General features: G+C 58.4%; 16 protein-coding genes. 4 read left to right on the top strand and 12 right to left on the bottom strand.

Translation table 11 applies throughout. The annotated features are described in order from the left end of the window. Window positions 1-10: 10 nt before the first annotated feature. The 6 genes from LJF34_RS16985 to LJF34_RS17010 all read right to left on the bottom strand — a co-directional run bounded on the left by LJF34_RS16985 (window position 11) and on the right by LJF34_RS17010 (window position 5,421). Window positions 11-868: a halocin C8-like domain-containing protein gene (locus LJF34_RS16985; RefSeq protein ID WP_231186491.1), complete on the bottom strand. Its 858-nt coding sequence runs from the start codon at window positions 866-868 to the stop codon at window positions 11-13. Window positions 869-995: 127 nt separating this feature from the next. Beyond that, the gene (locus tag LJF34_RS16990; RefSeq protein ID WP_231186492.1) at window positions 996-1,748 is read right to left on the bottom strand and encodes a hypothetical protein; all 753 of its coding nucleotides are present in this window, start codon (window positions 1,746-1,748) and stop codon (window positions 996-998) included. Between the two features lie 316 nt (window positions 1,749-2,064). Continuing rightward, a complete protein-coding gene (locus LJF34_RS16995) occupies window positions 2,065-2,493 on the bottom strand; it encodes a DoxX-like family protein (protein WP_231186493.1) in 429 nt (142 codons plus the stop codon). A gap of 114 nt (window positions 2,494-2,607) precedes the next feature. After that, window positions 2,608-3,381: a glucose 1-dehydrogenase gene (locus LJF34_RS17000; protein ID WP_231186494.1), complete on the bottom strand. Its 774-nt coding sequence runs from the start codon at window positions 3,379-3,381 to the stop codon at window positions 2,608-2,610. A gap of 2 nt (window positions 3,382-3,383) precedes the next feature. Further along, complete coding sequence (locus tag LJF34_RS17005) at window positions 3,384-4,583, bottom strand: cytochrome P450 (RefSeq protein WP_231186495.1); 1,200 nt, start codon at window positions 4,581-4,583, stop codon at window positions 3,384-3,386. A gap of 217 nt (window positions 4,584-4,800) precedes the next feature. Continuing rightward, complete coding sequence (locus LJF34_RS17010; RefSeq protein ID WP_231186496.1) at window positions 4,801-5,421, bottom strand: TetR/AcrR family transcriptional regulator; 621 nt, start codon at window positions 5,419-5,421, stop codon at window positions 4,801-4,803. A gap of 372 nt (window positions 5,422-5,793) precedes the next feature. On the opposite strand from LJF34_RS17010, the gene LJF34_RS17015 reads away from it, so the two are divergent. Both LJF34_RS17015 and rpiA read left to right on the top strand, forming a co-directional pair. Continuing rightward, a complete protein-coding gene (locus LJF34_RS17015) occupies window positions 5,794-6,804 on the top strand; it encodes an NADP-dependent phosphogluconate dehydrogenase (protein ID WP_255666183.1) in 1,011 nt (336 codons plus the stop codon). Window positions 6,805-6,810: 6 nt separating this feature from the next. Further along, window positions 6,811-7,683: a ribose 5-phosphate isomerase A gene (rpiA, locus tag LJF34_RS17020; protein ID WP_231186498.1), complete on the top strand. Its 873-nt coding sequence runs from the start codon at window positions 6,811-6,813 to the stop codon at window positions 7,681-7,683. A 449-nt stretch (window positions 7,684-8,132) separates the two neighbouring features. Here the strand turns inward: rpiA and LJF34_RS17025 are convergent, their stop codons facing one another. Further along, entirely contained in the window at window positions 8,133-9,272 is a 1,140-nt protein-coding gene (locus tag LJF34_RS17025; RefSeq protein WP_231186499.1) for a hypothetical protein, read from the bottom strand. A 459-nt stretch (window positions 9,273-9,731) separates the two neighbouring features. Between LJF34_RS17025 and LJF34_RS17030 the strand changes: the two genes are divergently transcribed. Continuing rightward, window positions 9,732-10,391: a helix-turn-helix domain-containing protein gene (locus LJF34_RS17030; protein ID WP_231186500.1), complete on the top strand. Its 660-nt coding sequence runs from the start codon at window positions 9,732-9,734 to the stop codon at window positions 10,389-10,391. 169 nt (window positions 10,392-10,560) lie between these two features. On the opposite strand, the gene LJF34_RS17035 is transcribed toward LJF34_RS17030, so the two are convergent. After that, window positions 10,561-12,321 carry a BCCT family transporter gene (locus LJF34_RS17035; protein WP_231186501.1) on the bottom strand — a complete coding sequence of 587 codons (1,761 nt, stop codon included), beginning with the start codon at window positions 12,319-12,321 and terminating at the stop codon, window positions 10,561-10,563. A 597-nt stretch (window positions 12,322-12,918) separates the two neighbouring features. On the opposite strand from LJF34_RS17035, the gene LJF34_RS17040 reads away from it, so the two are divergent. Continuing rightward, entirely contained in the window at window positions 12,919-13,077 is a 159-nt protein-coding gene (locus LJF34_RS17040; protein WP_231186502.1) for a hypothetical protein, read from the top strand. 69 nt (window positions 13,078-13,146) lie between these two features. Here the strand turns inward: LJF34_RS17040 and LJF34_RS17045 are convergent, their stop codons facing one another. From LJF34_RS17045 to LJF34_RS17060, 4 genes are all read right to left on the bottom strand, one after another. After that, the gene (locus tag LJF34_RS17045; protein ID WP_231186503.1) at window positions 13,147-13,590 is read right to left on the bottom strand and encodes a universal stress protein; all 444 of its coding nucleotides are present in this window, start codon (window positions 13,588-13,590) and stop codon (window positions 13,147-13,149) included. A gap of 93 nt (window positions 13,591-13,683) precedes the next feature. Beyond that, window positions 13,684-14,931, bottom strand: a complete 1,248-nt coding sequence (gene ilvA / locus LJF34_RS17050; protein WP_231186504.1) for a threonine ammonia-lyase — start codon at window positions 14,929-14,931, stop codon at window positions 13,684-13,686. A 71-nt stretch (window positions 14,932-15,002) separates the two neighbouring features. Then, window positions 15,003-17,555, bottom strand: a complete 2,553-nt coding sequence (locus LJF34_RS17055; RefSeq protein ID WP_231186505.1) for an FAD-dependent oxidoreductase — start codon at window positions 17,553-17,555, stop codon at window positions 15,003-15,005. A gap of 216 nt (window positions 17,556-17,771) precedes the next feature. Continuing rightward, window positions 17,772-20,345: an FAD-dependent oxidoreductase gene (locus LJF34_RS17060; protein WP_231186506.1), complete on the bottom strand. Its 2,574-nt coding sequence runs from the start codon at window positions 20,343-20,345 to the stop codon at window positions 17,772-17,774. Between the last annotated feature and the right edge of the window lie 274 nt (window positions 20,346-20,619).

The following is a 20,619-nucleotide window of genomic DNA, read 5'->3' on the forward strand; positions in this document are numbered from 1 at the left end:
GCGGTAGTTGTTAACAGAGGTTCAGACGGGGATCCGAACAAAGGTCTTCGTAATCGAACTGCCCGCCACATCCTTTGTCAGCGATGATTCTACAGGCGATTTGAGTGAAGGCAAAGCAGGCACCACCGGCGATGTAACCGGCGCCCGAGAGGACTCCACAGATGAACGCGGTGGATGCTCCGCATCCGATCTGGCAGATGAGTTCGAAGCACTTTTTACAACCCCAGCAACCGAGGTCGAAATCTTGGGTCGTGATCTCATCGCTCTGGACGGAGATGGCATCGACGGATTCGGGCGGAGTTCCTCCGTATGTGCTTACCTCGTATCCCTCCGTCGCGTCGATTTTCGTCGCGTCTTTCGGGACCCGCTCGTTCGTATCGTTGATGTATTCGAGTTCGGCGATGGATATCTGTCCGGCTTCGACGATTCGTCCCATCGTGAGATAGCCCCGGTCGGACTCGGCCGTCTCGATAGGAACGGAGACGATTTCGAGGGTTTTCTCATTCTCGACCCGTCCGACGAGCGTCGAATCCAATTTGAGTTCCCCTCCACGCTCGTGTGCACGCTTGCGGAGCTGTTTGAATTCGTCTGCCTGTTGGAACTTTGCGAGAACACGCCGCGCCGCTGTCCCGTTCAGTTCGTCGTAGCTCGGCTCCTCATCGGGGGTGGACGCGAGGGCGGGAGTCGTTCCCAACATCGCGAGCGAAACGCTTGCGGCACCCATCTTGATGAACCCACGTCGTTGGACTCCGTCTCCGTCGCGAAGACCGCTGAGAGTCTCCCACGTTTCTGCACAGCCACTGCCATCGTCGACAGCGTCATTGATTTCTTCGATCTGTTCGTCGACGTCGTCAGGTTTTTTCGTCATTTTGAACCTCAATTATTACAATAGTGGTTAGTAAATTATAATTAGTGTCTGTGATTATCTCTCGAAGTGAAATTGTTTCACCTAGTGAGTCACATATGGCATCATATTTTTTATATATCGGAGTCAGCTAATTGACTCGGTCAGATTTAGTTTTGAAATATTCGAACAGCTTGTGAGCCCAATTGACGAGTTCAGGACTGTCGCTCGATAGGCAGTCGGACAGTTGGCCGCGTTCATACCCGCCCAAGAAAACCCGGTTTTCTAACAGTGATAAACCGAAATTCAGATACTCCGGATACGTGAAGAGTGAAATTCCCGTACTTTTTCCATCCAAGTGAGGGTCCTTCCTCAACGATTCGTACGTCTTGGTAGGAAGGATCAGTTCTGGGGTGTCACACTCTTCGACGACTGGTCCGTGTACATCATTATATATCGGACTGACAACCGGACAAAATCCATGAAATTCCGTCGTCGAACACGACGAGAGTTCGTTAATATAATAGTTGAGTGCCCGGTGTGGTTGGCTATCCGTTTCGGTCACCAACTTCGCATCTTCAAACATCGAAAGCTCCGGTTCGACCGGAATGTCTTCGATATGTCGTATTATACCGGATATCTTTTCTATAGTTTCCATTTGGCCGTTCAACTCATCGTATTTTTCGAGCACCCACTCACCACATGTCGTAATTCGATATCGTGTTCCCTTTTTTCTCACCCATCCTCGCTTCGAAAATCCGTCCAGGTGTCGCTGTAACGTCGCTCGTGAAAATGTGTTCTGCTCGATTAACTCACAGGGGCGGGACGGACTGGTCGATAGGCACTCGAGGACTGTTATTCGTGAAGGGGAAACGGACAGGTACTCTATCGTTTTCTCAGCCATTTATCGAGATTTAATTTATTCTCCTATTTAATAATTTCCCACTACTCTACAAGAGGATATTTTTACTATTGTTTCGGATATAGTCAACTAATCATATATGTAATCTATGAATCGCTTCTTTCGAATTACCCGAGGATACGAATACTGAAATACGGTTCAGAGAACGCACTGCCCACCACAGCGGCACTTGACCCCCAGCATCGGGTATTCGACGGAAACTAGATCAGCCGTTAGCGAGCAGTCCTTGAACGAGACCGAATTCGGGGCCGTTCCCTGGAAGCCCGTCCGATTCGTACACAGCAACGAACGGCCGCCGTCACTCGACGTTTTCGGGCGTCACACGCGTGTACCACCAGGCCCAGAGCACGAGGACTCCCTGAAACGGGAGGCGCACCCAGAGGGCGAGTCGGGCGACACCGCTGGCCCAATCGGGGACCCCATCGGGAATCATCCCACGCCTCGCCATGTGGACGTTCGCCGGGAAAACGGCGAGCAACAACGCGATGAGACCCCACGCGGACTGGCGGCGCGTCCGCCGGATTAGCACGCCGATGCCGAGAGCGATTTCCGCGATTCCCGAGAGGTAGACGAGGAAGACCGGACGAGGGAATCGGGGCGGAACGATTCGAGCGTACACCTTCGGTGCGACGAAATGCATCGCGCCCGCGAGGACGTAGAGGAGGCCCATTACGTAGAGGAGAGGCCGTTTGAGTCGGTGGAGGATGCCGTCCGTATCGTTGCTCATACCGCTAGTTGTATGCGGTGAATGAAAGCGCTATCCCATGCAGTCCACGGGGTCGATTTCGACTCGCCGCGTCCGTCCGCCGTTCTGGGAAATCGGAGGGTGGTCGGTCGTCGCTCAGTCCGCCGACTGACCGCCGTCGACGGGGAGCGTGTGTCCGGTGATGTACGAAGCGTCCGACGAACAGAGGAACGCGATCGCACCGGCCATTTCCTTCGGTTCCGCAACGCGTCCTATCGGCACGTCGGTCATGGCCGACGTATCGAACGGCATCGACATCGGGTCGCCGCTTTTCCCTTTCGCGTTCGCTTGGATGTTGGTGTTCGTGGGACCGGGCGCGATCGCGTTGACCCGGATGCCGCGGGTGGCGTATTCGAGGGCGACCGTTTTCGTCAAACCGACGACGCCGTGCTTGCTAGCGGAGTAGCTGGCGAGTCCCCCCATTCCGACCAATCCGGCCTCGGAGGCGGTGTTGACGATCACCCCGCCTCCCTGCTCTTCCATGACGGGGAGTTCGGCCTTCATGCACGCCCAGATGCCTTTCAGATTGATATCGAGGAGTTCGTCCCAGTGTGCTTCTTCGATGTCGGCCATCTCCACGAATCCGGTGAGGATTCCCGCATTGTTGTGCGCGAAGTCGAGGCTGCCGTACGTATCGACCGCCACGTCGACCATTCGCTCGACCGACTCGAAATCCGAAACATCCACGTCAACGAACGTGGCGTCACCGCCATCGTCCTCGATGCGGTCGACCGTTTCGCGACCGGTTTCCTCGACCACATCTGCGATAACGACGTTCGCTCCTTCCTCCGCGAGACGCCGTGCCGACGCGCGTCCGATTCCAGATCCTGCTCCCGTTACGACCGCCGTCTTTCCGTTTAGTCCGTTCATGGTTATTCCTCGTAGGTACACGTGAGAGATTCGAGACCGTACAGGCTTCTGAGTGGCCGTAGGTCCGTCAAATCCGCCTCTATCGTTTCGAACCGGTCGAGCAGTACTTCGAAGGCGACGTCCGCCTCGATTCGTGCGAGCGGAGCGCCCAAACAGTAGTGGACACCTTTTCCGAATGCGATGTGGCGATTCGGACTTCGTTCGGGGCGGAACTCCTCGGGCGCATCGAAGCGTTCCGGGTCACGGTTGGCGGCACCTAGCCACGCCGTTACCACATCACCTTCCCGAATTTGCCGTCCGTTCAATTCGACGTCCTCCAACGCGACGCGGTCCAACGATTGAATCGGAGAGCGGTATCGGAGCACCTCCTCGATCGCCTGTTTCCGACCGATCTCTCCCGTTCGTATCGCGTCGGTTATTCCCCGTTCCTCGAAACACCAGAGTGCGTTCGTCAGAAGGTTCGTCGTCGTGATATTCCCCGCCACGAGAAGGAGGATGCAGAAGCCGATCTGTTCTCCCCTGCTCAACTCCTCGGTCGTCGCGGCAAGGGTGATGAGATCGTTACCGTTTCCGTCTTGGCGTTCCTCGAGCAGCTGGGAAAAGTACTGTCCCATCTGTTGCTGTGCCCACTGCGTCCGCTCTTGGCTCCGCTTGATCGAAGATTCGGATCCATCCTCGGGACGGGCAACGAGTGCGTCCGACCATTCTTTGAATTCATCACGACGTTCGACGGGGATTCCCAGTAGTTCAGCGATGATCGTTATCGGAAGCCGTATCGCGAACTCATCGACGAAATCGAACCGGTCCTCGCCATCGACTTGGTCCAATACCTCTTCGGTCAACTCCTCGATTCGAGGTCGATACTCTCTGAGTGTCCCCGGTTGGAATCGTTCATTGGCGAATCCGCGTAACCGGTCGTGTCCTGGAGGGTCGACCATGATCATCGTCTGAACCATCGCACTATCACTATCCGCGGTACGTTCGGAACCGGTTCGATTCGCGGTGAAGGCCTCGTGGTCAGTGAGGACGCGATCGGCCTCTTCATACCCGAAGAGATCCCACCGCTGTCGCTGCTCGTCGAAGTGGACGGGGGACTCTCGACGCATTTCAGCGTACCATTCGAAGGGTTCGAGTTGGCCCGCTCGACCGCGTATCGCCGTCGGTAGTTCGCCCTTTCCCACGGCCGCATCTGTTGACTGCATGAGTTAATTGACCGATTAATCAGTTATAGGTCTTTTTGTAATGTGAGTTGAGAGGAGAGGGGGAAACACGGCTCGTTCGAAAACGAAATCCACAGAAGAGGCAAGCGAAGGGGTAGGAATTGGGGAATAGGAGCATTCGAATCTAGTTCGGTGATTCCGTATTTCGAAACAAGGCTCGACGGTACGACGAGGATAATTCACCGACAGGAGGACGAGATTACTCTGCGCGGGAGATTCCGGTTACGATTCCGTCGATGATAGTCTGAACCCGTTCGACGGCGTCGTCCCTGTCCGTCGTGGTCCGTGTGTGTATTCCCTGCTTGAGGAGGAAGAAAATGTGGTCCGCCGTCAGTTCCGCATCGACCGGTTCGAACTGCCCGCTCTCGATTCCCGCCTGAAGTATCCGAGCGATCACCGTCCGAATCCTGTCCTCTACGTGCGTCGTCTCCGTTCGGAAGGTATCGTCCCACGTCGCGTGTGCCCACAGTTCGACGTACACCCGCGAAATCGCCGTTTCGATATCCGACGGAGGGGAAAACATGACCTGTTCGACTTGTGCCGGCGTCGGATGCAGTATCTGTCCAACGAACCGTCGTAGTTCAGCCTCCGAATCGGTGATCGGTTGCTCGTTCTGCTGTCCGACGAATATCTCGACGAAGACGTCGAGCATCGAGAGGAGGAGGTCGTCTTTGCTATCGTAGTAGTGGTAAATGATGGACGGGTTTTGACCCAATTCGACACCGATATCCTTGATCGAGAGGTCCGCGTATCCGTGTTCGACCAGTGCGCGAAACGCCGCTTCTCTGATCCGCTGTTCGGTTTCCGGATGGCTGCTCATCGTAGTCTCGTTATTTTGGACGTAGGACTGTAAGGTGACTTCAAGATTGCCCATTCCATGAGTGAAATAGAAGGATCCCTTTCCCATCCGAAAGTCGAAGGGAGTAGTGACACCACCTCGGTTCGAGCGGGGAGCGGCAGCGACGGATCACATCAGTTCTTGGGGGAGATAGACGAAAAGAGGAAAAGAAGCACGGAGGAATGCGAGGAAAGTATCGAAACTCGGCGCGTCGTGATACGCAGCCAGAATGATTTAGTCTCTCGATGCCGTGTTTTTTTCTCGAAACGACGGATGTATCGCCACTAGCAGAGTTTGTCGTTTTCGTGCCGTTATCTCGGTCGAGTGAACGAACGACGCGGATTGATCGTAAACATGGAACTTGGGATAATTGGACTCGGTTCGATCGGAGGGAATTTGGCGAAACAAGCGACCGAAAAGGACATCGACGTCGTCGGTTGTGATACCACCGACCGTCCCGAGCTGGCGGACAAGGGGGTAACGGTACTCGACAGCGGTGATTACGAGGAGTTGGCGAAGCGACTCGACCCGCCGCGGACCATCTACATGTCGCTGCCCGCAGGGGACCTGATCGACGAGGAACTCGATAGCCTCACGGATCACTTGGACGAAGGGGACGTGGTGATGGACGGCGGCAACTCCTTCTGGCGCGATTCGATGCGCCGGGAGGAACGCGCGTGGGAGGACGGAATCTACTACCTCGACACCGGAACCAGCGGCGGCCCGCCGAGGGCGAGCGAGGGGGCCTGTTTCATGGTCGGTGGCAAAGAGGAGGGGTACGAAATCGCAGAGCCGATCCTCGACACTCTCTCCGTCGAAGGCGGACTCCTCCACGTCGGGCCTCCCGGAAGCGGTCACTTCGTGAAACTCGTCCACAACGGCATCGAGTTCGGGATGCTCCAGTCCATCGCCGAAGGTGTCGAACTACTGGAGGCGGGTGACTTCGACGTCGATTTGGAGGACGTGTTCACCAACTGGAACAACGGCGCGGTCATCGAAAGCTGGCTGGTCGAACTCATGCGCGACCAACTCGCGAAGGACAACTACGAGGACGTGCCGAATTACATCGAGGACACGGGCGAGGTGAACTGGCTGGTTCAGGAGGCGTTCAAGGGAGAGACGCCGATTCCGGTCATCAGCCAGTCGGTCATCGAGTTGTTCAAATCGCGAGGAAACCAACAGCACGCCTACAAGGCCATCGCCGCCATGCGCCACGGGTTCGGGACGCACCCGTTCGGGGAGTCGGAAGACATCCTCGAAGAACGCGTCACCGGGCGCGTAGACAACGTCTCCCGCGATCATCTCGCGGAGGACGAGGAAAACATGGACACGGTCCGACCGAAAGACCGCATGGAGGACGAGTGAGAACCCATGGCGAAACAGTTCAGCTACCACCAGCAGGGACAGGACATCAGCGTGTGGGCGGAAACGGAAGACGGGGCGATCGAAGAGGCCAAAGACGAACTCGTGAACCGCGATCTGAACCTCGATGAGGACGAAATCCGCGAGAACATCCGGGTCATCCCATCGCCGCAACGAATCAAGAGTCCGGCAGAGGACGTACTGATGGACATGCGCCGCCGCGGCGGCATGGAGGCCGCGGAGGTGGTCGAAGACGGGATGGACGTCGGACTCGGGACGGGAAGTACGACGGCGTGGGCCATCGCCAAAATCGGCTGGAAGATAGACGAGGGGACGTTACAGAACGTCCGCGGGGTCGCGACGTCGCTTCAATCGCACGAACTCGCGAAGGAGGCCGGAATTCCGCTCATCAACGTGGACGAGGTGACGGAACTCGACGTCGCCATCGACGGCGCGGACCAGTGGGACCCCGAGAACCCGCACGTCGTCAAGGGCGGCGGTGCCTCCCACGCCCGCGAGAAACTCATCGACTCGATGGCCGAGAAACTGGTCATCGCCACGGACGAGAACAAGACGTCGACGCCGTTGTCGTATCCCATCCCGCTGTCGATACTGCCCGAATCCCGCACCGTCGTAAGGGAGTGGATTCGGGATCAGGGAGGCGACCCGACGCTCCGCTACGCAGAGAAAAAGGACGGACCGCTGTTCACCGCGAACGGGAACCTCATCGTCGACTGCGATTTCGGCGACATCGAGGACCCCGAGGAGCGTGCGGAACGGTTGGCCCGGATTCCGGGCGCGCAGGAACACGGGTTGTTCGTGAACATGGTGGACGAAGTCGTCTACGGAACCGACGACGACGTGGAAACGACGCGGTTCTGACGACCCACACTGCCCCGAACCGCCGCAAAGCGGCGGACTCGAACGAGAACAGGATACCTGTCGTTCTACGACTTCGAAACGAGTGAGCTCGGCCGAACGTGACTGTAGAAGTGTGCCGTCCATTCGGCAGTCGATCGATGATGATATGATTTTGTTAATTTGGAGTGTCACTCATTCGTGCGAGTATTTCGACCCTCTCGACCGTTTTCCGATGGAGAATTCTGAACCCGGTTTGTAGGGATATACCGCCGTTTGCTCCGGAATACGATGAATGGGGTGGCCGTTCACCGAGCGATTTTTCACACGGAACGGGCCATCGAAATTCGAATTCAACGAAGCTCTCGACTTCGTAAGGGCTGTTTCCGTTCTTGAGAGCAGAGCTTATGCGCGATCGGATACTATAAGAATTCTCAGTATTATCGGAAGGTGAGAGGAGTTGCTGTCCGAGATCATGAATCCTTCGTGACGCTCAGGCGGATCCGATCCACGATTTTGTCCCGCGACACCCTGCGACCGTTCTCCCTCCATACCCGGGTGAGGACGAGGTCCAACAGGTTCAGTCGTTCCAACAGTCGTCGAGCGTCATCGCGTTCGATGTTCAGCTCCTGTTTCACCTCGTGTACCGTTATCGAAGACTCGACCGCGTCGGCCAACTGGTCGATCGTCACGTCGTTCGGGAGTCCGATACCGTCGGCGATGAGTTGTTGATTTTTGATACCGTCCACGGGATCGTCGGAATCGGAATCCGTCCCGTCCGGTCGCCGTTTCGGCTTCCGATCTGTGGGGGTCGGTTCGGAATCGGTCTCGGAGTTTCGAACGTCGTTTTCCTCCGACGTCGAAGTATCCTCGCTCCGTTCCGACGATTCGACTGTTTCGGCGTTGGAACTCGACACGGTGTTATAGGAGGTCGGTTCGTGGACGTCCGCCTCGGTCATGTAGCGACGAACGGTTTCGGCCGAGACGTCCATCTCGATCATCGCCGCCATTTCCACGAAGGTCTCGCACGTGTCGTAGATCCGCTGGAGATACTCCGCGTCCTCGTACGGCGGCAAATCGTCGTTTCGTGCCGTGCTGATCGAGGGCCCGTGCTCCGATTCGTCGCCGACAACGGACGAGCGGCCGTCGCTTTCCCCCGTTCCATGGTGGGACGACATCGCCGTGTCCTCGGCGCTCTTGTCGAGTCGATGCGTCGCGTCGTTCTCCTCGGCCCGAGTTCGTTCCGACGCGTCGTCGGAGGAGAGAGTGATGAGGGTCGTCACCAGAATCGTTCCGTCCTCGATACGTGCATTCTCCCGTTTTTCGACGAGGATTCGATCGTCGTCGATTCGATTCATCGTGGGAAGGACGGATGGCGGTAAGTCGACCTGCAATCCACCGTCCTCCCGAATCGTCACGCCGCTCGATGAGGAATCACCGTCCGATTCGTCCGTCGGAGGTGCACACATCGGAACGGCGATATCGACGGAGGCGCGTAACTCCCTGTTCGATTCCGAATCGTCGGGACGGATCGCTTCGACGCGCCGTATCTCCGCACGCCCCGATTCGTACTGGTCGAGTACACCGGAGAACCACCCGAACGTGTTACTCATTCCCATGGCCCTGTCTGGTTTCAACCATCCTCTATGGGGGGAAATAGGTGTGTCATAAACTATCCACATATTTATATACCCGCCCGGAAAGCGTTCGTGTGATGTCGATGGACACGTTTCAACGGGAACGATGGACGGAAACGGATGTGTCGAATACCATCGATTGTCAGCCAGGAGTTCCATCGCCGATTTTTCATCGGGATATGGGTGAAGACGAACGAGCCGAGGAGATGATTCCCGCGCAACAATAATAACGACAATAATAGTCACGAATAGAAGGGAAATAATTACTACAGGTTGATTAAATTTCTACACGGACTACGTATCCGTATATGTAAACACTATTGTGTACGTGGGGGTATATACTCGAAACGGACGATATGACCCGAGGAATCGACGCTGGAAGACGACGACTGCCGAACGTGGCGATACGACGTATAGAGAACGAATAGTACGGATATGCCAATCGTAGTTAAATCCCATATCAAACACGAACGGCTTTCCCTCGTTCCCACGTTACGGAATCTCGACGACATACGGATTCGGGTTATCCCGCAGGGAAACACCAGCCCGGGTGCGACCGTTTTCCCGTTTCTGATAGAATACGACGACCGCGAAAAACTCGAAGAGATGTTGGACGACGATCCGACGGTAAACGAGTACGAACTCATCGATTGGACGGACAGGACCGGCATCTACTACATCGAGCACACGCCGACGACGAAACTCATCAGTACGGTGGTGACGGACGTGAACGGGTTCCTGGTCGACACGGAGACGAAGGGAAACGGCTGGCTAGTTGAGTTACTTCTTCCCAGTAGAAAAGCTCTCGCCAGCGTCTGGACCTTCGCAAACGAGAACGACATCAGCCTCGACATCATCGAGATATACAACAACGACAACGCGGGGACCGAGATGTCCTACGGACTGACCGACGAACAGCGGGCCGCACTACGGACCGCATACGACCGGGGATATTTCAAGGAACCGCGCGATATCTCGCTCAGCGATGTCGCCGACGAACTGGGGGTGTCGTCGACGGCGATGAGCGGGAGACTGCGGCGCGGGATGCGGAACCTCATCGCCGCGACGATTTCGGACGGCGAGGACGACGAGTGACCCTCGACATCGGACCGATATCGCGATACGCTCCGTCCGGTACCCGGGATATAGTCAATAATCCGTCAACTACAATAAAATGACATACTCGTGTCACAAATTATCAGGTCGAGTTGCTACTTCGACCTGCGGTCGGGGATCGTGGAACACGACGGTCGATACGGTGGGCTCAGTCGGTGCCCTCGGCATCAGCACCCCCTTTGATGTCGGTCACGGTTCCGTCACTCCTCGTGACGCCGACGTCGTCATCCAAGTCCATATCCTGAACGCGCTCGGCGAACTGCTCGGATTCCAGGATTTCGTACTCGTTCTGGAGTCCGAGGTAGACCGTGTAGCACATCAGTATGAGGATGACCGCGAATGGAAGACCGGTAGTGATCGCTGCCGTTTGCAATGCGCCGAGGCCGCCACCCCACAGCAAGAGCGCTGCGACCGCACCCTCGGTGAGCGCCCAGAAGATCCGCTGAACCTTCGGGACGTCGTGTTTGCCGCCCGAGGTCAAGTGATCAACAACTAGTGAGCCCGAATCCGAGGACGTTACGAAGAACGTTATCACGAGTAACGTCGCCAGCATCCCCGAGATAGCACCGAGAGGGAACTGGTTCAACATTGCAAACATCGGGATAGTACTACCGTTCGGCCCGTTCATGGCCGAAATGACGGGACCGTTACCTTGTGCTCCGAGTTCGAGGAAAATACCTGCCCCTCCGAATGTGGACAACCAGATGAATGAGAATAACGCTGGCAGCGCCAGCACACCGATCACGAATTCCCTGACAGTCCGACCCTTCGAAATGCGCGCGATGAACATCCCGACGAACGGCGACCACGCGATCCACCAGCCCCAATAGAAGACGGTTGTGCCGATAGTACCCCCACCATCTCCGAGCGTTCCGGTAAAGAAGGTCAACCCGAGGAAGTTATTTGCGTAGGTACCGACCGCCTCGACCAACGAACCCGCGATGAACAGGGTCGGTCCAGCGACGAGCAAGAATCCAAGCATTATGAACATGAGATAGAGATTGAGCGTGCTCAGCCGTTTGACGCCGCTGTCGAGACCGGCGGCCACCGACGCGGTGGCAATGAGGGTAATGCCGACGATCAGGAGGACTTGTGGACCCGTTCCGACCGGAACGTCGACCATCCCGAGGACGGCGTCACCGCCCACGTACGCGAGACCAGTGTTTACCTGCGCAACCCCGAGGCCGAGCGAAGTGGCCAATCCAAATAGTGTGGCGAACACCGTCACGAGGTCGATGATATGGCCCGGCCATCCGTAGATTCGCTCGCCGAGCAGGGGCCAGAAAATCGACCGGAACGTTAGCGGCAGCCCACGGTTGAACGAGAAAAAGGCCAATCCAAGTCCAACCAGCCCATAGATCGCCCAGGGTGAAAATCCCCAATGGAAGAACGTCTGGGCCAATGCGACTGCACCAGCTTTACCTGTTCCCGGCTGGACATCACGGAAAAAGCCCGGGACACTTTGGAAGTAACCGAGCGGTTCGGTGACGCTGAAGAACATGAGGCCGATTCCCATACCGGCGCTGAACAGCATGGCCATCCATGAGAAGTCGCTGAACTCCTTTTCCGCTTCAACCCCGCCAATTCTAATGTTGCCGTACTTGCTGAACGCGAAGTACAAAATGGTGACGATGAAGATGTTCACTGCTAGGATGTAAAACCAGCCGAAGGTGCTGTTAATGGTATTGAACAACCAGGTATAAGCTGATTCGGCCTGATCGCCTAAGAGGATAGTTGCCGCGACGAATAGTACGATAATGCCGAGTGCGACAGGAAACACTACCGGGTGAACATCAAACCCGTATCCCTTGATATTCGTGTCACCGGGCTCCCGGTCCGAATCCGGGTGGAAGAGATCCACCTGAAGTCCACTCGACATCTCGTCCGTTGTTTCTTCATTTTTCGCCATACGTTACCACCGTTGTACGTAACCGGGATTGTCCACTGTGTATCATGTATCTTGTCCTATGTCATGGGTTGGTTCACTCGTTCGCTCTCTCGTGTCGTTCCAACGTGGTTTCCGTCCATCAGACTTCGTCCTAGTAGTCGTCTAACGAGGGATGTTAATAACCCCGCTATCGATTCGAGTCTTCCGTGGGAGTGCAGTGTGTTACACAGCCTCACCCCACTAATCTGAACGAATTATAATAAAACTTCGGCACAATTTTCGACGCCGTTCATCTACCACGTCGTTCACAGGAGGAATCGATAGACGTGGACTGTATCGAGGACACCGATTCGGAGGCACCTCGGTATGGAACGGCTGTATTTCGACACTTGCTGGTGGTATAACTCCGATGAAACGTTGTGTTTCCCTTCCGTCCCGTCGACGACGGGAACCGATCCGCCCAAGGAGACGAACGCGACCGGTGAGCTCGTTCGGACGTCCCGGAATCGTCCAACGTATCAATTATGAATACAAGTATGAAATAAAATACGAATGTCGGAGAATCATCGAAAACCAGACGTCAACGTTTTATTACCCTCTCGACATACTGATGATACCATGAACATAGCGGCGACGGCGGCGGCCGCCCTCAGTGTACTTCTGTTCGTCATCGCGCTCGCGGCGATGACGAACGGAAGCTTGCGGGTGGCCGGGGTGAGCTTTTTAAGCGCGAGTATCGTGATTTACCTCAGGGAAACGATGCTTACGGAGTCGTAGCGATGTCGAACTCGAACGGAACCCATCGGTCCACACAGCAAGAAACGTGAAACCGACGTTACCGGGAGGTCAGAGTTCGTCGGCATTCATTCGTTGGGTGATTACGGGCACCGTGGCGCTGCGAACCACTTTGTCCGTCGTTCCTCCCAAGAGGTTGCCGAGTTTCCCGCGATATGCGGACCCCATCACGATGGCGTCGGCCTCTCCCTCATCGGCGTACTCCACTATCTGTTCGCTCACGGATCCGCTCCGAATTTCGGCCGAACAGTCGACGCCGTGTTGCGCGGCGAGGGCGCTGATTTCGGCCATGATCTTCTCTCCGTACTCCTCGTACTCCCGTCGAAGTTGTTCTTCGTCGTCGCGGAGTGCGGGCGCACGAGGCACTCCCGGGAGGTCGATGACGTAGAGCGCGTGGACGGACGACCCGAGCGCGGCCGCGAGTTCGATTCCGTGTTTGGCACCGTTCTTCGCTTCGTCGCTCCCGTCGTAGGGGATCAGTATGGTATCGTACATGACCGATCGTACGATCGTTGCTCCGCAACCAGTCGATAAATATGTTTCCCCGCGTGATGAACGGTCGGATGAAGGTCGAACGATGGAGAAAAACTATATCGTCTTCGTGATGTTTTCGACGGAGTAGTCGGCCGCTTCGAGGGCGTCGATTATCGACGCCGCGTGCCCCGCGCCGCTGGCTTCGACCCGAAACACGAGATACGCCTCGCCGATTTCCAGATCGTCGACGGACCGGTCGTGGCGGACGTCTCGGATGTTCGCACCCTTCTCCGCGATGACTCCGGAGATGGCTTCCATCTTCCCGGGCCGGTCGTCGATACGGACGCGGAGTCGGAGGAGCTGTTGGCGTTCCGTCAACGCGTGAACCAACACCGTTTGTAGTCTCGTCATATCGAGATTCCCCCCACAGAGCAACGGCATCACCGTCTCGTCGGTGACGTCGAGTTCGTCGCTGAGAATCGCGGCCACGGCCGCGGCACCCGCACCCTCGACGACCTGTTTCGCCCGCTCCAACAGAAGGAGGATCGCGCGAGCGATTTCGGTGTCCGTAACCGTCACCACTTCGTCGACGTTCTGCTGGATGATACGCAGCGTCGTTCGGGAGATTCCCCCGGTCGCGATGCCGTCGGCGATGGTGTTCACCTCATCGAGCGTCACCGGCATCCCCTTGTCCAGACTTTCGTGGACCGTCTCGGCACCGGTCGCCTGGACGCCGACCACGCGAGTTTCCGGGGAGAGATGCTTGATGGCCGTCGAAATCCCGCTGATGAGTCCACCACCGCCGATCGGAATCACGACGGTGTCGGCGTGGGAACGGTCGTGGTACATCTCGATGCCGAGCGTCCCCTGCCCGGCGATGATGTCGGTATCGTCGTAGGCGTGGACGAACTCGGCGTCGGATTCCTCGACCGTCGACTTCGCGTGTGTCATGGTCTCTTGGAAGTCCTTTCCGACGAGTTCGACGGTCGCACCGTACTCCCGCGTCGCATCGACCTTCGTCTGCGGAGCGTTCTCGGGCATGTAAATGGTCGAGTCGGCCCCGCACTTGGTGGCGGCGAGCGCGACTCCCTGCGCGTGGTTTCCGGCGCTCGCGGCGACGAACTCGTCCACGCCGCGGTCGACGTCCTGCCGTATCTTGTTGTACGCGCCGCGCGTTTTGAACGACCCCGTCCACTGGAGGTGTTCCATCTTGAGGTACACCTCTCCGCCGACGAACTCGTCCAACGACGAACTCCGCTCGATTGGAGTCTCCTTGACGACGGAGTCGTCGTCGAGTCGTTCACGGGCACGTTCGATGTCCGCGTACTGTACGGGAAGTTCGTCGGATTCGGTCGATGTCATTGGTTGTAGTGGCAGTGGGGGAATCCCCTAGATGGTTATCGTGCGATACAATTTCGGCCTACCGGACCGGATTACCGGAGTATTTTCTCCCGGCCGGAATCGAACAGCGGTTCGTCGCAAACCGTGGCGTCGTACAGTTCACCCTCGCATTGTATCCGAACCGAGGTCCCGGCCTCGGCATCCTCGCTCGGAAGGTACGAATAGGCGATGGACTCGCCGATGGAGTACCCGTAGTCGCCCGCCTGCACGTAGCCGATGGGCTCGCCGTTCTTGAGGACCGGTCGACCGCTCGCCACGATGTCCGTCGAGTCGTCCAGCGTGATGGGGGAGACACTGGTGTCGATACCGCGTTCTTTCGCTGCTTCCAACGCTTCCTTCCCGACGAAGTCCGTGTCCATGTCGACTGCGAACGGGAGGCCTGCCTCGAACGGGTTCGCGTCGGTGTCGATGTCGGTCCCCCAGAGCCGAAATCCCTTCTCCAATCGCATCGACTCCAATGCGCCGCCGCCCATGGGCCGCACGTCGAGGTCCTGCCCCGCCTCCCACAGCGTCTCCCACAACCGCTGTCCGTACTCGCTCGGAGCCCACAGTTCCCAACCGAGTTCGCCGACGTAGGAGACGCGAAGCGCGATGACCGGCACCTCGCCGACGTAGATCTGCTTCGAACCGAAATACGGGAATCCGTTGCTGGTGACGTCCGCGTCGGTACATCGCTGGAGCAAGAGCCGCGACTTCGGACCCCACAGCCCGATGGTGGATTTCGCACCCTCCTCGATGGTAACCGAGACGGTCTCAGGGGAGCGGTCTTTCAGCCAGTTGCCGTGGATGTTCGGGGAGTTTCCGCCGCCGGTCGTGACCATGTACCGGTTCTCGTCGAGGCGGACGACGGTGACGTCCGCGAGGATACCGCCGCCCTCGTTCAACAGGAGCGAGTAGCGGACCCGATTTACGTCGATGTCTACATCGTTGCTACAGACCCGCTGGAGGAAATCGCCGCTGCCCTCGCCCTCGACCATGATCGAACTGAACGTGGTCATGTCGAACATCGACACGTTCTCCCGCGTGTGGAGGTGTTCGGCACCCTCTATCTTCGAGCGGTTTATCGACTGCCAGCCGTCCTGCTCGGGGATTCGGTCCTCGTATCGCTCCACCAGGTCCGCGTTGTATTCGTACCACTGCGGCGTTTCCCAGCCGCCGGACTGGTAGAACTCCGCGCCGAGTTCCGTCTGCTGATGGTGGAACGGACTGGTTCGGAGCCCGCGATGATCGTCCGGTTGCCAACGCGGTTCGACGATGCTATAGACCTGTTCGTACCGCGTTCCTCCGCGGTCCACGAAGTAATCCTTCTCGCCGGCGTGGGGCGCGAACCGTTGGACGTGGATGCCGCCGATGTCGACCGGTCCCGACGGAAGCCGCGGAACGCCGTTCTCCATCCACTCGGCGAGGATGTGACCGTATCCGGCGGAATGGGTCCACCAGATGGCGAGTCCGGTCCAGAGTCCATCGACCTGCGCCGTCTCGCCGACGGCGGGCATCCCGTCCGGCGTGAAGACGAAGATCCCGTTTTCCGTGACGGCGTACTCCTTGTCCTCGACCGCCGGAAGGAGTTCTTCGAACGCCTGCTTGGCGGATTTGTCGCGGTTGGGGTGTGTCGGTCGCTCCCAGTGCGTTCGGGAAAAACCCCTGACCGACGCCTGTCGTTCCTCGCTGTTCTTCCCCATCGCCTCGGGGTCGACGGACAGCGCTTCGTGGTTGTACGACCCCATACCGACGGCGTCGCCGTGGGTCCGGAAATAGAGGGAGTGGTCCTGATCCCTGCCGACCGGGCGATTCGGTCGCTCGGTCATGTACTCCTGAATGTCGCGGTTACCCGGCACCGTCAGGTCGGCGGTGTTGTCGCCGAGGGAGGTTCCGGCCCCGGCCAACTCGTCCATCGGTTCGGTCACGACGTACTGGTGCTCGACGGGAGCGATCGGAAGGTCGATTCCGGCCAGTCGTCCGGTCTGATACCCCCAGTTGTTCGTCGCGACGACGCAGCGGTCGCATTCGATTCGCCCGTTGTCGGTGATAACCGCTCGTATCTCGCCACCGCTCACGTCCAAGTCGGTTACTTCGGTATTTCCGAAGAAGTTCGCCGACGTGTTCTCGATGTACCATTGAAGCGCTGCGATACCGTCGACGCGGCCGTCGGTCGGCGAGTAGTATCCCCCGAGGATTTCGTCCTCGTTCACCAGCGGGAGGTGTTCGGTCACCTCCTCGGGCGAGAGCAACTGCGGGTTCGGCAACCCATAGGACGTCGCCCACTCGACGCGGCAACGGAGGAAATCCATGCGCTCTTCGCTTCGGGCCAACTCGATTCCACCCACCTCGTCGTACACTCCCATGTCGGAGAAGAGGCGACTCGTGTAGTGAGCCGCCTTCGTCTGAATCTTCGACGGCGAGGTCTGAAACATGATGCCGGGCGCGTGGACCGACGACCCGCCGGTGACCGGTAACGGGCCTTGGTCGACGACGACCACGTCGTCGGCCCCGAAGTCCGTCAAGTGATACGCGACGCTACACCCGACGGCACCGGCCCCGATGACGACGGTGTTCGCTCGTGACGGGAGATTCATCGTACTCATAGCACACGTTCGAATGTATCTGTCACGATCATAAATACATCGGTGACACGGTTCGCCTCCGCGAATTCAAGCGCCTCAACGCCGTTACTCCGCTCTGACAGTCCTGTCGGGAAATCGACGAACCGAGTCGAGAGAGTGTGACACGGACTAATCCGAACCACAGTATGACAGAAAAAAGATACGAACTGGTCGCCCGCTCGCCGTCGAGAGCGGTCGTCAGGAGACGAGCGGTTCCTCGCGGACGGTCGCGGCGTACCGGTCCCCTTCGTAGAGAATCTCCACTTCCGTACCGGGTTCGGCGTACTCGGGCGGCAGATACGTGTAGACGACACAGGCTCCGGCGTCGTACCCGTACTCCGCGCTGTGGACGTAGCCGATCGGCGTCTCGCCGTCGAGAACCGGTCGGTCTGTCAGTATCACCGCGTCCTCGTCGTCCAAGGTGAGACAGGCGACCGTATGATCGATGTTGTCGCCTTCAGCGGCCGCCTCGACCGCCGTCTTGCCGATGAAGTCGGTGTCCAAATCGACCGCCCAACCGAGACCGGCCTCGTACGGATTGTGCTCGGTGTGGAGGTCCCTCCCCCACAGCCGGAACCCTTTTTCGATTCGCAGGGCGTTTAGCGCGCCGTTTCCGTACGGTCGGATGTCGTACTCCTCGCCCGCCTCCAGAACGTGGTTCCAAAGCGTCTCGCCGTACTCGAAGGGCGTGTACAGTTCCCACCCGAGTTCACCGGCGTAGGAGACACGCAGTGCGGTTACGGGGACGTTCTTCACGAAAAACTGCTGGCTCGTGAAGAAGGGGAAGGCGTCGTCCGAGAGGTCGGCGGTGGCGACCTTCGAGAGCACTTTTCGGGCCTTCGGTCCGGTGCAGACCATCGCGGCGAGACTGGACGTGACGTCGTTGACGACGACGCTCTCGGGTGCCTGTTCCCGAACCCACGCCACGTGATTGTTACCGACCTCGCGACCGGTCGTGAGCAGGAGGTATCGATCCTCGTCCGTTCGCGTGACCGTGATGTCCGCGCGCACTCCGCCGCCCTCGTTACACATTAGCGTGTACTTGACGTCGCCGACGCCGATGTCCATGTCGTTCGTACAGAGGCGTTGAACGAACGCCCCGGCGTCGCTGCCGATGACCTCCATCTTGTTGAACGAGGTCATGTCGTGCAGGCCGACCTCGTTGCGGACGTGCAGCGCCTCCGCACCCTCGATGGGCGACCAGTACTTCGCTTCCCATCCCTCTCGGTCCGGGATTTGATCGCCGTATCTGGCCAGCAGGTCGGCGTTCGACTCGAACCACTGCGGTTCTTCCCATCCCGCTTCGGCCCACAGTTCGGCGTCGTACTCCCGGTGAGTGTGGTACATCGGCGTCCGGCGGATGTCCCGCTGTTTGTCGGTCCACACCCACTTGGGATGCATGATGTTGTAGACGATGCGGTACTCCTCGCCGCCGATGTCGTGGGTGAAATCCCAACTTCCCTCGTGGGCGTCGAACCGGTTGACGTCCGCATGTGCGAGGTCGATGGGGCCGTCAGAGAGACGCGGAACGCCGTTCTCCATCCACTCGGCGAGGGCCTTGCCGGCACCGCCCGCGTGGGTGACCCAGATGGCCGCCGCGGTCCAGAGCCCGTCGTACTCCTGGACGGGACCCATTATCGGCAGGCCGTTCGGCGATTCGGAGAACATCCCGTTGTACTTGAACTCGAGGTCATTCCCCGCCGTGGCGGGGATGAATTCGTTGCTCGCTTGCCGCGGAGCCTTATCCGGGCGGTCCGGGTGCGTCGCGTTGTTCATGTGGTAGTCGGTGAACTCGTGGATCGACCCCTGCTCGCCGTCCGGGTCGTTGCCGCCCAGCTCCTGCGGGTTCGGAACGATTGGCTCGTGGTTGTACGAACCGATGCCGTAGGCGTCACCGTGCGTCCGGTAGTACATCGCGTTGTCCTGATCCCGGAGGATTGGTCGGTCCGGACCGATGAGGAGGCGCTTCGCCTTCTCGCCGGAGACGTTCCGGTAGTTCTCGAACAACGGGTGGTCGGTGATGTCGACGGCGGCGTCCCCCATTTCGTCGAGCGATTCGGTTATCGTGTACTGGTGTTCGACGGGAGCGACCGGCAGGTGGACGCCGAGTTTCTCGCCGAGTTGTCGAGCCCAGATGTTCGTCGCGATGACGACCTCGTCACACTCGATGGTGCCGTTCTCCGTTACGACCGCCTGCACCGAGTCGTCCTCCACCTCGACGTCCTCGGTGCGGGTGTGCGGAACGAACTCGGAACCGCGTTCCATCGCCTCCCGAGCGAGCGCGTCGCAGGCGATGACGCCCGACACCTGACCGTCGGTCGGCGAGTAGTACCCCCCGAGGATTTCGTCCTCGTTCACCAGCGGGAGGTGTTCGGTCACCTCCTCGGGCGAGAGGAGTTGCGGGTCCTCGATGCCCCACGATTTCGCCGATTCGACGCGGCGTTCGAGGAAATCCATCCGTTCCTCGCTCCGGGCCGTTTCGATACCTCCGACCTCGTTGTAGGCCTGCCGTCCGTCTTGGCCTTCGAGCGAGGAGTAGAGCTTCCGACTGTAGTTCCCGAACTTGGTGAGGATCTTCGACTCGGTGGTCTGGAACATGATGCCGGGTGCGTGGGACGAGGCCCCGCCGGTCGTCGGCATCGGTCCTTGATCGACGACGACCACGTCGTCCCTGCCCAGCTTCGTCAACTGGTACGCGATGTTGCAGCCGACGATACCAGCACCCACGATGACGGTGTTGGCTCGGTTCGGCACGTCGTCAGTGGTGTCCATAAATTCGGTTCGAAAATGGCTGTGGCGGACAAATATAGCTATCGCCCGCGTTCGTTTCACGGACGGGGATGTCCGAGCAGTGACTATTTGAGTTTGCAGCGTTCGAAGGGGGTTGAGACGAAACGGGCCAGCGCGGTCATTCCCGCGGCCTTCTTCGGAGATGGGCCGGACGTCCCGTTCGAGTGGTCCCGCCAACCACAACGTGTCGTTCGTATGGATAGTTTGTGGATCACGGATCGACACGCCGTTCGACGTGCGCGTCTCGATTACGAAT

This window comes from Haladaptatus sp. DYF46 (assembly GCF_021083305.1).
Lineage (GTDB): Archaea > Halobacteriota > Halobacteria > Halobacteriales > Haladaptataceae > Haladaptatus.